The sequence below is a fragment of the Psychromonas sp. Urea-02u-13 genome (assembly GCF_002835995.1).
In the GTDB taxonomy this organism is placed as follows: domain Bacteria; phylum Pseudomonadota; class Gammaproteobacteria; order Enterobacterales; family Psychromonadaceae; genus Psychromonas.
The window spans coordinates 45,768-58,509 of the sequence record NZ_PJBZ01000043.1 but is presented as its reverse complement, the minus strand read 5'-3'; the positions used below and the strand labels follow the sequence as shown (position 1 = coordinate 58,509).

The 12,742-nt window shown below is 39.2% G+C and carries 10 protein-coding genes and 1 pseudogene; 4 read left to right on the top strand and 7 right to left on the bottom strand.

Going from position 1 to position 12,742, the window contains the following annotated elements; all coding sequences use genetic code 11:
- The first annotated feature begins 23 nt into the window (after positions 1–23).
- The 4 genes and pseudogenes from CXF74_RS05365 to CXF74_RS05355 all read left to right on the top strand — a co-directional run bounded on the left by CXF74_RS05365 (position 24) and on the right by CXF74_RS05355 (position 1,385).
- On the top strand, positions 24–335 hold the full coding sequence (locus tag CXF74_RS05365; protein WP_101081378.1) for a hypothetical protein: 312 nt from the start codon (positions 24–26) through the stop codon (positions 333–335).
- 76 nt (positions 336–411) lie between these two features.
- Positions 412–615: pseudogene (locus CXF74_RS22990) on the top strand (histidine kinase); the annotation flags it as partial.
- Positions 589–1,005, top strand: a complete 417-nt coding sequence (locus CXF74_RS05360; protein ID WP_332870265.1) for a sensor histidine kinase — start codon at positions 589–591, stop codon at positions 1,003–1,005. The pseudogene CXF74_RS22990 and the gene CXF74_RS05360, both read left to right, overlap by 27 nt.
- Positions 1,006–1,019: 14 nt before the next feature.
- Positions 1,020–1,385 (top strand): VOC family protein, encoded by a 366-nt coding sequence (locus CXF74_RS05355; protein WP_101081374.1) that lies wholly within the window; start codon positions 1,020–1,022, stop codon positions 1,383–1,385.
- Between the two features lie 81 nt (positions 1,386–1,466).
- Here CXF74_RS05355 and CXF74_RS21905 read toward each other — a convergent pair whose 3' ends face one another.
- The 7 genes from CXF74_RS21905 to recC all read right to left on the bottom strand — a co-directional run bounded on the left by CXF74_RS21905 (position 1,467) and on the right by recC (position 12,709).
- Positions 1,467–1,634: a hypothetical protein gene (locus tag CXF74_RS21905; RefSeq protein ID WP_157822332.1), complete on the bottom strand. Its 168-nt coding sequence runs from the start codon at positions 1,632–1,634 to the stop codon at positions 1,467–1,469.
- A 26-nt stretch (positions 1,635–1,660) separates the two neighbouring features.
- Positions 1,661–2,275, bottom strand: coding sequence for a MarC family protein (locus CXF74_RS05350; RefSeq protein WP_101081372.1), 615 nt, complete (start codon positions 2,273–2,275; stop codon positions 1,661–1,663).
- An 82-nt stretch (positions 2,276–2,357) separates the two neighbouring features.
- A complete protein-coding gene (gene ybaK, locus CXF74_RS05345) occupies positions 2,358–2,825 on the bottom strand; it encodes a Cys-tRNA(Pro) deacylase (RefSeq protein WP_101081370.1) in 468 nt (155 codons plus the stop codon).
- A gap of 48 nt (positions 2,826–2,873) precedes the next feature.
- A complete protein-coding gene (locus CXF74_RS05340; RefSeq protein ID WP_101081369.1) occupies positions 2,874–3,485 on the bottom strand; it encodes an MSMEG_1061 family FMN-dependent PPOX-type flavoprotein in 612 nt (203 codons plus the stop codon).
- A 1-nt stretch (position 3,486) separates the two neighbouring features.
- On the bottom strand, positions 3,487–5,607 hold the full coding sequence (recD, locus tag CXF74_RS05335; RefSeq protein ID WP_232772446.1) for an exodeoxyribonuclease V subunit alpha: 2,121 nt from the start codon (positions 5,605–5,607) through the stop codon (positions 3,487–3,489).
- A complete protein-coding gene (gene recB / locus CXF74_RS05330; protein ID WP_101081367.1) occupies positions 5,607–9,263 on the bottom strand; it encodes an exodeoxyribonuclease V subunit beta in 3,657 nt (1,218 codons plus the stop codon). The genes recD and recB overlap by 1 nt, the downstream gene beginning before the upstream one ends.
- Positions 9,263–12,709 (bottom strand): exodeoxyribonuclease V subunit gamma, encoded by a 3,447-nt coding sequence (gene recC / locus CXF74_RS05325; protein ID WP_101081365.1) that lies wholly within the window; start codon positions 12,707–12,709, stop codon positions 9,263–9,265. The genes recB and recC overlap by 1 nt, the downstream gene beginning before the upstream one ends.
- Between the last annotated feature and the right edge of the window lie 33 nt (positions 12,710–12,742).

The following is a 12,742-nucleotide window of genomic DNA, read 5'->3' as shown; positions in this document are numbered from 1 at the left end:
CGGAACTTACAAATGAGAAAGCTATGGAAGCTGTAATTATCACCAAGGAAGATGTGCAAGAAATTGTGCAAGCGGTACAAATAACCTTCATCGTCAATTGCATTATTGTTATTTTTATTCTTAATTCAAACGTTGATGTATTAACACAATTTTTAGCCTCACAAAGCATCGGCCTCACCATTGTTACTATCATTCAAACCGCAAAAGTGCTTCATCCCCCCTTTAAAACAGATTATAAAAAGCTCTATTATTTCTTACCTGTCCCTGTTTTACTCGCAAGTTTAATTGGCATTAACTTTCTCCACGACCAGACCTCTTTACTTTACCTGAACTGATTATTTTAGTCGCCATTATTTCCATGCCCGTGATGCTACTTTTCCAGTACAAAGATAAGAAAATAAACTTCTCTTATTACAAGCGCAAATCAATCCCCATTTCCTGTTTAATACCTTGGCTAATATCAAACAATATATCACCAGTGACCCCAAAAAAGCGGAACACTTGTTAACCGACTACACCTTTTTTCTGCGCCAATCACTGCCTTCCACGCAAACCACTAAAGGCACCATCGCCAATGAGTTAACACTCATTAACGCCTATATAGCAGTCCAACAAACACGTTTCCCGTATATTCGTTTTATTGAAAAAACAGATGAAAAGTTAAAAGATATAAGCCTGCCTCCGTTACTGATTCAACCGCTTATTGAAAATGCAATTGCACACGGACTTGCCCCTCAAGGGCACCAAGGATTAATCACATTAACCATTAAACAAACCTTGGAGAAATTGATCATTGAAGTTGCAGATAGTGGCGTTGGTTTTGCAGAGGTAAGTGCAGAGGTACATGCAGAGGTAAGTGTTGAGGAAAAACCCGAGCAGGAGTCGATTGCGCTTAAAAATATTCAAGCACGTTTAACGCTACATCACCCTTTAGCAACCTTAAATGTTTTGGTGCCAGATCAAGGTGCAACAGTACAAATTGTAATACCGTTAAATAAATATTAACTAGGAGTGCATTAATGAAAATTGATTATCTAGAAATCCCAAGTAAAAATATGGAAGTAACAAAAGACTTTTTTAGCGCAGTATTTGGTTGGACGTTTGAGAGTTACGGCCCTGAGTATATGGTATTTTGGGGAGCTGGCGTTAATGGCGGATTTTATTTCCACCCAGATTTAACCTGTACAACGGCCACTGGTTCGATATTACCCGTGCTTTACAGTGATAATATTAGCCAAACAGAAAGTGAGATTGTTAAAGCAGGCGGTGACATCATTAAACCCGTTTTTGCTTTTCCGGGCGGTATTCGTTTCCACTTTACCGACCCAAATGGCAATGAATATGCCATCTGGTCAGATGCTAAATTACCAACAGGCATCTGTTAACTGATAGCTGGAAAGCTAGAATGCTAGAAAGTCTTTGCTTCAAGCCTTCTAGCCTTCTAGCACTAAAGCCTTAACGCTTTCCTATTCGTGGCAACCGACAAATTGCCACGACACTTTAAACTTCAAACGTTCAAGTAAGTCATTGCCACCCGCTTCACGCCAGACTAGCTCTCCATCTTGACTTTCTTGTACTTGTATTTCAACACCACGATCCATCCACAAACGCCATTTACCCGTTAATTCTTTCATATTTGAACCTTACCGTTTATAGGTTTTTAGAGGTTTAAAAAACCTTGTATACCTGAAAAAATAATTTGTGCGCCAATGGCAGAAACAAATAAACCTGTAATTTTAGGTAATATTTCCAAACCTTGCTTACCCATTAAATGCTGGAGTTTATTCGCAATCAATAAGACTCCCGCCAGCGAAACAGCAGCGGCAATCAGTGATAACGAGACCAGTGTTGTTTCAACGGGACCAGATATTTCAGCACCGTAGACCATCAGGACACCAATCAGACCAGGGCCAACCACACTCGGTATTGCAAGAGGCACGATCGCAAAATCATTACGATTAAAATCACTGCTTCTTGTTTCGCTACTTTCAACGTCATTATCACCACGGATCATATCCAATGCACTTAAAAATAACACTGTACCAGCGCCAATTTTAAAAGCATCAAGCGTAATACCAAACATACTAAATATATATTTACCGAACAATAAAAATACCAGGCCAGAGACAATGACAGCAATGGTCACTTTTAAAATGACCTGTTTCTTCTCAGGTTTAGTCAAGTTTTTACTCATGGTTAAAAACAGTGATAAAACAAAGAAAGGTGTCATCATAAAAAATATTTTTAAGTACAGTGTAAAAAACTGTTCGGCCATTGCTCTACTCTCGCTGTCAAAAAAGGGTTAGGATTAAAAAAGGCGAGATTAACATAAGTCAGCCCTAAAGAGAAAGGACATTTTATAAGCAAATATTTTCTTTTTTTGCACCGAGGCAAGACTGTAAATCGATTGCTTTTAACTGTACTTCAAGACCACGTTTTCCAGCACTGACAAATATATTTTCAACATCAAAGGCACTGCTATTGATCACTGTTTTTAAACGTTTTTTCTGTCCGAGTGGGCTGACGCCTCCCATCACATAACCCGTTGAGCGCAAAACATCTTCTTTATCTGCCATCTGCACTTTTTTAGCGCTAAAGGTTTTTGCCACTAATTTCATGCTTAATTTTTCAGCCACCGGTAAAATCGCAACCACTAGCTCACCATTATCCAATGCAACCACTAAGGTTTTAAAGACCCATTCGCTGCTAATGCCCAGCTTTTCAACGGCTTCTAATCCATAAGAGGCACTGTTTTTATCGTGTATATATTCATGCAAGGTAAAGGCTATTTTTTGTTTTTTTAATAATTTTGTTGCTGGTGTCATTAATAATCCTTTCTACCCAAAACTCAGGTAATAAAGTGATGGATACTTTTATAGGTCAGTGACATAACGCCCTGCGACGGCTTCATCAACCTGTTTAATAAATTGATCATCGGCCCCACTATTCTCAGAAATCTCCCTGCCAAAGGAGATTTTAATCGGATCCGGCCAAGTATTACTTTCCCAGAGTTGGCTACGTAATAAAGCTTTGGCGCAATGGAAATAAGCATTTTTAACGGTTATCTCTAAGACCAATAGCGCGTTATGAGAATCTGATGCTAATTTTTTACAAATCAGCTCGCCCGTCACTAATTTACACTCACCGTGTATGCGCAGTGTTTCCATGCTGCCCGGCACTAATAAAAACAGTGCCACCTGTGGATGCTGAAGAATATTATTTAATGAAAATGCGAGTTTGTTACCACGTAATTCAGGAATCAGTAATTGGCCCTGTTTATTCACTTTTACAAAACCGGGTTTATCGCCTTTAGGGGAGATAGTCGGAAAGCCAAACTCATCAACCGTTGATAACATCAGTAGAGGCGATTTTTCAATAAAATCGAGCATACGTGGGTTCAAAAATGGATAGATCTTTTTACTCGCCATCGGGTTAGGCGTGCCAATAATATCGCGTAATTGTGCTTCATTAGTAATATCAATCATTCTATTGTTCCGCTTGTAAACGCTCAACCAAACGGCTAAAACGTAATGTTTTATCTTTGATCGCTCGCGCCATTAAAGGCAAATCGGCAAACAGTGTTAGTTGTTTTTTAGCCCTGGTAATACCCGTATAAATAAGCTCACGGGTGACAACCGGTATTTGCGTTTGTGGCAAGGCTAATACCGTATGTTCAAATTCAGACCCTTGGCTTTTATGCACTGTCATTGCAAATACAGTTTCATGGCTCGGCAGTCGACTCGGCTGAAAATCATAAACCTCACCATCTGCCATCTGGAAATAGACACGTAGTTGATTATTTTCATCTAATAAACACAGACCAATATCACCATTGTACAGACCTAGATGATAATTATTTTGGGTTATCATCACAGGTCGGCCAACATACCAGTTATTCGCGAGCTGGTTGTTATCACTATTAAGCGTGATAAGCCCCGCTTTGTTTAACACGGTTTCAGCCAATTGATTCAAACCCATCACGCCCCAATCGCCTTCCCGAATAGCACATAGAATCTTAAATTGGCTAAACTGCTTTAATAACTTTTTTGGTAAATCGCGGTTGTCCACGGTCACTTGTGCAATATTTTTAAGATAGGTGGCATATCCTGTGGCGATCAACTGACTTAATAATTCATGGCTACTGTCGTTATTGGCATAATGACTCAGGTCGTCGTATTTTTCACACAGTGCAAGTACCTGTTTCGCACTTGCTTTGCCTTGATTGATGGCAGCTGCTAAATAACCAATGCCGGAGTATTGATCAAAACGGTAACTTTTTTTCAATAAACATAATTTATCAGCCATGCCAGCGTTATTCTTAGGCGCGCTATTTTGTGTATTAAGCAAACTATCAAAACCCGTTAATGAAACCAGTTGCTTGGCTTTTTTCTCGCTATAACCTGAATTGATAAATGCACAGATATCCCCTAATACGGCACCCGCTTCCACAGAAGCAAGTTGATCTTTATCGCCAAGTAAAATTAAACGCGCATGCTCAGGTAGTGCCATTAACAATTTGGCCATTAAAGGTAAATCAACCATCGAGGCTTCATCCACCAGTAATAAATCTAAATTTAAACGCTTCGCTTCATTATGGCGAAAGTGGTTACTGTTTGCCTTTACGCCTAATAAACGATGAATGGTACTTGCTTGAGTAGGGATTCTGTCTTTGATACTTTGATCAACGTCTAAATCCTCTAACGCATGGGTAATTGATTCGGTTAATCGCGCAGCCGCTTTACCCGTAGGCGCCACCATTTTAATGTTGAGATCTTCACGCACTTGTAATAACAGCGCCAGTAACTTAGTCACGGTGGTTGTTTTACCCGTACCGGGTCCTCCAGAAATAACACAGCGAGCACTACAAAGTGCCAAGGCTGCACTTACTTTTTGCCAATCACAACGACTTTCAAGTGGAATTAATTGGTCTAAAATAGCTAAGTCCTGCGCGCTGTTTGCCGCTTTAAAACAGTGTTCAATAGCGGTCCAATCTAAGCTATTTTCTGCTAATACATCCAAATATTTTTCACAGAGCAGTGTTAAAGATTGTTGTTTATCAAGGCAATAAGCTTGATAGATATAGTTGTAATTAACCGCAAACAGTTTATCTAACTCCATTTTTACATCACCAGTGATAATAATCTCTGGTTGATGTAGGAGTTTATCGGCAATCAATTGCTCAAACTGTGCGTAACGACGAAGATATAACGCGTCATATTCAAGGCTCAGAGGGGCTTTTGTCTCTTCATCTTTAATGCTTACGCAATTAGAATTGGTTAAACGAGCATGGGTTTCGCTATTACCTGCGGGGAAATGGTTTTGCAACAAGCAGTTTAAATCATGCGTTTCACAAAAGGTCTGAAAATCAGTCTCTGTTTTTAAACACTTCTCATTTAGCTGTTTTGCTATCTCTTCGACCGGTAGACAAATATGCCCAAGGCCTAAATATTCACTGCAAAAAGTAGCACTTAATACGGTTAAATTATCAGCGCCAAGTTCACCAATAAACTGTCCAAAGTGGTAATCAATCGCACGTAATAAACCTAAGGTTTTCCATTGTTTTAGCTCGTTGAGCATTGTGTTATCCGTGATGACTGTCTCTAACATTAGCTTGCCTCCCCACTAAACAATTTATCTAATCCATCAATCAATGCAAAATCGGGTTTATTAAAATAAACGCCATAATTTTCCTTGTCCTGCATGCCACGAATAAAGGTGTAAAAAACCCCACCAATATGTAATTCGTAATCATAGTCAGGCAGGCGTGAGCGTAATAAACGGTGTAACGCTAAGGTATATAATTGATATTGGAAATCATAACGATGCTCGACCATCATATTTTCGATATTAGTCTGATTGTAATCTTCAAGGCTATCACCAAGATGGTTAGACTTATAATCTAACAGGTAATATTGTCCTTCAAACTCAAAGGTTAAATCAATAAACCCTTTCAGAAAACCCTGTACGCCCTGAAATTGTAAATCACCTGCACGCTGTGAAAGTGCGTCATATTGTTTAATCAGTTTATTGACCTGATAAGAGTGCAACGCTTTCATATCGATAAAGAACTGCATCTCCACTTTTTTAGCGCGGGGTGTTAATTGATTAAGAGCAAAGTTTTCCATTAATGGAAAAGCGAGTAATTGCTTAAACCATGTGACTAAAATAGGCGTCCAAAGATCAACGTCACTATAAAGGTGTTTCTCAAGCTGTTCTTGAATAATGGCACTCATCAATGTTGCATCTTGGTTTTGAAAATCAATTAACTCAAACAACAAATGTAAGAAAGAACCGTGCTTTGCACCTCTGGGGAAACTAAAAGGCGTCTTTTTAGGTTCAAGTTCAATCTCAAGCAACTCATTACCCATAACATTTGATGTAACAGGTGTTTGGTGGCTGCCGGTATGAAAACGAGACAATGACGAATAACTGCTTATCCACCAGTTGCGCTCTATTTTTCCTGTGAATTGAGCCGGTGGCTGTAGCGTGTAATCCCCCTGTTCAACGATATAAGGAAGCTCGTTATTAATCGGTGTTGTACGCACAGAGATGTTATTACTTTGTTTACACATGCTATCGAGATGGCTATTTAAACCCGCACTATCACCCGCTAATAAGTCTTTGCTGGTTTTCAGGCAAATATAACCGAGTGCACTTTTTGCCAATGGACTGTTTTTAACACGTCCTGTTTTGTAACTGCCAATACCGATATAACAACGGTAAACACTGCGTGTTAGGCCAACATATAAAAGACGTAGATCTTCGGCTAACTGTTCTTTTTCCGTTAGCGCAACATGTTTACTATTATTTTGCAGATCATAAAACAGCTGAAAGTCTTGTTCAGGGTCGTGATATAAACAATCACGTGGTTTTTGGTGTAACCCGGTAAACGGCATAAATACAATATCGTATTCCAAGCCCTTTGATTTATGTAAGGTACTCACTTGGATCAGGTCTTTTTCACTTTCTAAACGTTGTTTTTGTTCGCTATTATCACCGTTTACTTGGCTTACTTGCTCACCGAACCAACGCATCAGGGCAAAACCACCATCATGCTCAACACTATTTTTTTGTAATAATTCACCAAGGTGCAATAGATCGGTTAATAAACGCTCCCCTTTGGCATCTTTGAGTAACTGTTGATTAATGCCCTGCTCATTGAACAGTTTGTGTAACATCACCAACACGCCACTTTTGTTCCATAACGCTTGGTATTCAAAGAATTGCGCTATTTTCTGTTCCCATATTTTGGTATCAAAAAGTAGCTCATGAATTTCTACAGGACTCAGTGCAAACAACTTACAGCCAATCGCACTACGAAGTAGTCGTTCATCTTCTGGATTTAAACAGGCTTTTAAAATAAACAGTAGATCTTTGGCTAATGGCGTGGCGTAAACACTTTCTTTAAGCGACAGGTAAACACTGTTTATATTCTCATCAAGTAAGGCTTTACGGATTAACGCGGCTTCTTTACCCGTGCGCACTAATATCGCAATATCATTCGCGCCAATGGATTTTTTATCTCCCGAAACACTTTCTAAATAAGCACTGCCTTGCTGGGCAAGCATCAGTAGATTTTTAATTTCATTGACACAAGCAATCGTAATTGATTGTTTAAAACCATCCGCATTTTCACCGCTCACTGGGTGAATAAACTGTAACGCCGTTTGGGTTGGATCGTCAAAGTTCTTCACCACCAATTTTTTACGTTTAATGTTAGGTGCTTGTACCGCTATAAATGGAATATCATCCTCATAAATAAAGGGTGCAGGGCAAAACTCGAAGAAGGTATTCACCGCATTAATCATTTCTGGTGATGAACGATAGTTAAAGTCTAAACTGTAATGGGCCGCCACATTTTGGCGGGCTTTCATGTAAGTAAAAATATCCGCACCACGAAAACTGTAAATCGCTTGTTTAGGATCGCCAATCATAAATAACCCAGAGCTACGTAACGGCGCTTCGATTATAGATAATTCAGTGTTCGCTTCAGTATTACCTTCTGTATTTACTTGCTCAGACCCTTCACTTTCTGCAACGCTTTCATGCGTAGAATAAATCGTTTGGAAAATACGATATTGCACCGGATCGGTATCTTGGAATTCATCAATGAGCGCGATCGGATAACTCGCTCTTATCTGCTCTGCAAGGTGATTCTCAGGTGAATTTTGTAACGCATCATCAAGACGCAGTAATAAGTCATCAAAACCCAATAAACTTTGGCTGTGTTTGCTCTTCTGTAAATCAGCACGCACCCATTCGGTCGCTTTGATCAGAATAGTATTTTTAATGGACAGGTCTAACTCAAGTATCTTTTCGATAGCATCGAATATGGCATGAGTAGGTGTTGCGCCCTTAGGGGTTTTCTCATCCAGGGTTTTCTGTGAAAATTTAATCAGATTTTTAGGTAAATCTAATGAACTGCTGACTACAAAAGCCCAATCAGATACCTCTTTTAACCATTTAGGCAGATTTTTCTTGGTATAACTACGTTTAGAAACATCAGAGTGACTAATAATATCCAGGTAATCGCCTTGACTCGCTAGCCAGTCATTCTTCAATTGCTCTATTTTCGCTAAACTATTTTCATATTTAGCTTTAAAATCAAAGTCTTCAATATGTGGAATAAATTGCAAATCATGGCGAGATAGCCAGCTACGTAACTCATTCTTTAATTGATCAGGATGTTGCCAATAGCTAAAAATAAGCTCTGTTAAGGGAATAGACAGGTCGTAAAAATGGCGACGCCAAAAATCATTGGTCGCTTGTAATAACAGTTGGCTATCATCTTCTAATAAATTTTGTTGGAACAGGCTTCCTGATTCAAAGGCATTTTGCATCAACATACGCTGACAAAAGCCATGAATTGTATAAATAGCCGCTTCATCCATCTGTAATTCAGCAAAGCGTAATAGACGAATATCAATACCGATATCATCACTTTGATTAATCAAGGTTTGGATAAAGGGATCGCCACTTTGCCCTTTCATAAAGTCTAAACGTACGCCGATTATACGTTCTCTAATACGGCTACGAAGCTCAGCAGTGGCCGCTTCGGTAAAGGTCACCACTAATATTTTGTCCACCGTTAATGGTATTTGGTGACTATATTCTTTGCCGTGACCTAATAAAAGACGAATAAATAAACTCGCAATAGTATAGGTTTTTCCCGTACCGGCCGAGGCTTCGATTAAACGCATGCCATAAAGAGGAAAGGTTAACGGGTCTAATGATTGTGGTTTTATGCTATTATTATCTGTCATTATTCCTCACCCTCACCATATTCAATGGTGCTTATATTACTAAAAATTGGTTTAAATACTTTAAATGCAATACGTTCAAAATCTAACCAGTTATCTTCTAAATTATCATAAACACGGCTGATATAGGGATCGCCTCCTTCTTGGAAACCACGGCTATTAGCAAAAATGTCCAGTGCTGCTTTCTGCGCTTCAGAGCGCGTCTCAAAGTCGATATCTTCAAGAATAAAACAATTCGGCTGTTGAATATTGACTAAGGTACACCAAGCAAAAGCACTTTGAATAAAGAAAGGTAACGGCTGTTGTAAACCCTCTTCATATAACTCAATCAATTCACTTAGACGCTGGTATGCGTAATCTGCAGGCACCTCTTCAAAAAAGATACCATTACCCTGACCGAGTAAAGTAGAATTAAGATTTTGCCCATGGGTAATACAGTAACAAAGGTGCTCTAACCACAAGGTTAAGATGTCTTTACCTTTGATGCCACCGGTTTTAATACGCACTAAACCATTATCACAATGATCCGTTAACTCACCGAGTAAACGTTTCTCTGCAAACTGCAAATCAACCGTTACGGTTTCCATTTCGCCAATAAAGTAACCTGCGGTTATATCCGCTAAATCAACCATCTCTTGTAAATCACGATTAAAAGCCAGGGGTGCAAACTCAGAAAGTGGTAATTCACCAGTCGCTTTAATCTCTTTAAAAAGATCAATCAGTGAGCGCCCTTCCAGTGCCACTTCGAACTGTTGCCCTTTAAGATGGTACTGTTGCAAGTTATCAAGCGCAAAAGGCTCATCGTTATCTTGCTCGTGATCATCAAGCTCAAAATAAATATCTAAACGACGATTAAAAAATGTTTTACAAGGATGTTTCAAGAATTGTTTAAGGTGTAATAATTGCACCTCCACTAAGGGTTCCGCTAAGGGTAACGCCTGTAATAAATTTTCATTTTCACTGCGTGGTGCGTTTAACGCTTGCCACCAAATCGGATTATAAGTATTCAATTCCCCTTTATAATAGGATTCGCTAAAACTTTGCATCGGGTAAAAATTACTCATCATTGCTAATAATTGTGCGCTAGCAAGTGCACTTTCATCATCTCTATTTTTTGCTAATACATAACTTTGCTGACAATAGTTAATGAGTTCCGTAACCAACACAGAAGCCATTTTTTCACTGTTATCATTGATATCACGACCAATATAACTGATATATAACTTATCTTGCGCAGAGAGTAACGCTTCTAAAAAGAGGTAGCGATCTTCCTCACGACGCGAACGGTCACCGCGTTTACGATGCCCCGCCATTAAATCAAACCCCATTGGCACGATATTACGCGGGTAAACCCCATCATTCATACCCAGTAAACAGACCACTTTAAAAGGAATAGAACGCATGGGCATAAGTGTACAAAAATTCACTTTACCGGCTAAAAACTTCTGGCTGTTCGATTGCATTGAAAGATGATTTTCGAGGTATTCAAGTAATACAAACAGTGAAATAGGCTCGTCAAATTGTGCCTCTTCAGTGCCTTTTACTAGGTTATCAGCCTGTTCGCGAATCAGACTAAACAGATCACTGTTTTCATCGTTTTCAAGATAAAAATCATCAACAAGTTGGTAAATAAACTGTTGCCACTGCGCGGCGTTATACGTCGACTTCAAGCTAGTTTCAAGGTTGATCAGGGTATCAATGAAATCGATAAATCGGCCTAATAAATCCCCTTGTAAACCTTGTACATCATCATAAGGAGAGATGCCTTGAAAGAGATCATCACCCATCGCATAACCGAGTAACATACGCTTTAAGCCAAATAACCAGCTATTTTGAGAGAGTTTAGGTAAATCCCATTGCTCGCTGCTTTGCTCGTTTAGCCCCCAACGAATACCACTCTCATTTATCCATTTTTGTAATAACACAAAATCATTTTGAGTAAGTTTAAAGCGCTGTAAAATAGCAGGCACTTCCAACAACCCTAGAATATCTTCGCGGGTATAGCGGCTTCTATTAAGGTTTAATAATTGCAGAAAACTCACTAATACAGGATTTTCTTGTTGCGCACTGACATCAGAAATAGTGAAAGGGATATAACGATTAGAATCAAAGCCTTGATTTGCAAACACCGCTTGCACATAGGGTGCATATTGGTCGATATTAGGCACCATGATAATAATATCTTTGGGTGTTAGCTGTTCATCATTGTCAAACATACTCAATAAATTATCGTGTAATACCTCAACTTCACGCATGATGCTATGACTAAGGTGCAAGCTTAATGACTGATCTCCTTCTTCAATAATACTTCGCCCAGTAGCTAATAAGCTCAGTGCTTGGCTACTGTCTTGTAATTCTAAGATATCTGCTTGTATATTGTGCAGTAGACTGTCGCGATTAATATCAACAAAAGCATCAATCTCGTTTTGCTCAAGGCTGTAAAGCTGATAAAGGAAATCACGGCCCATTTTTCCCATTGAAGCGAGTAATGGGTTGCCTACTTCACTTTGCTCATCTTCACTGAGTGCCCAATTAAGATGTGCTTCATCTTTTTGCCAACTAGAATCTGAAAGGTTTTCAATTTTTCCTTTTTTAACAATTAACTTCTGACGTTCCTGTGCAAAGCGTTTTGCCAATAATTTAGGATCAATGATATCTGCCCAATAATAACGGCAAGGATTCGTTAATAAAAAATGCACTTCACAGTGCTTTGAAAGGCCTAACAGTGCTTGTAAATATGATTCGGGTAATGCGGAGATCCCAAAAATAAAAATGCGCTTAGGCAGATGACTCACACTCTGTGTGTCTTCAAGTTTGCTTAAAAATGCCTTATAAAGCCCAGCACGGTGATACGCTTTGCCTTGCTCGCTAAAACCGAGTTCTATTTTTTCGCTAAGTTTCTTCCACAATTTAGCCTGCCAGCGTTGCTCTTCTATCCATAACGGAATGGACTTAGGATTATCGGCTTGCCAGTCACTTATTTCACTACTATCAACTTCATCCCAGCGATCAATCCACTCAGGACGATACACTAAATATTGGTCAAAAATATCCGCTATTTTTTCGCTTAACTGGAAGCGTTTACGGCATTCGTCATCATTTTCAAGATAATGTTGTAAGGCTGAAAAATCAGGATCATCTAAACACTCAGGCAATAACTGCATGATATGCCACGTCATCGACATTTTATTAAACGGGCTACTTTCTGGCACATCCTGCAAAATATGGGTGAATTGTTGCCAAATAAAACTCGCGGGTAAGGGGAAATCTATATTAGCAGCAATGCCTGTTGAAGCAGCTATTTCTAGCTGTAACCACTGCGCCATACCCGGGCTTTGTACTAAAATGGTTTCATTATCAAAGGGGTTTTCAAGTGGAGATTGTTGCATCAGTGCAACAAGAAGATCTTTTAAAAGAGAAAGCTGATTAGAGTGATAAACTTGAAACACAAGCACCTACCTATATATGTAGTGAGATGCTTA

Coding starts and splice junctions, on each gene's coding strand:
- recD (WP_232772446.1), bottom strand. CDS start 5,607: ATGTTAGAGACAGTCATCACGGATAACACAATGCTCAACGAGCTAAAA.
- CXF74_RS05355 (WP_101081374.1), top strand. CDS start 1,020: ATGAAAATTGATTATCTAGAAATCCCAAGTAAAAATATGGAAGTAACA.
- ybaK (WP_101081370.1), bottom strand. CDS start 2,825: ATGACACCAGCAACAAAATTATTAAAAAAACAAAAAATAGCCTTTACC.
- CXF74_RS21905 (WP_157822332.1), bottom strand. CDS start 1,634: ATGAAAGAATTAACGGGTAAATGGCGTTTGTGGATGGATCGTGGTGTT.
- CXF74_RS05340 (WP_101081369.1), bottom strand. CDS start 3,485: ATGATTGATATTACTAATGAAGCACAATTACGCGATATTATTGGCACG.
- CXF74_RS05365 (WP_101081378.1), top strand. CDS start 24: ATGGAAGCTGTAATTATCACCAAGGAAGATGTGCAAGAAATTGTGCAA.
- CXF74_RS05350 (WP_101081372.1), bottom strand. CDS start 2,275: ATGGCCGAACAGTTTTTTACACTGTACTTAAAAATATTTTTTATGATG.
- recB (WP_101081367.1), bottom strand. CDS start 9,263: ATGACAGATAATAATAGCATAAAACCACAATCATTAGACCCGTTAACC.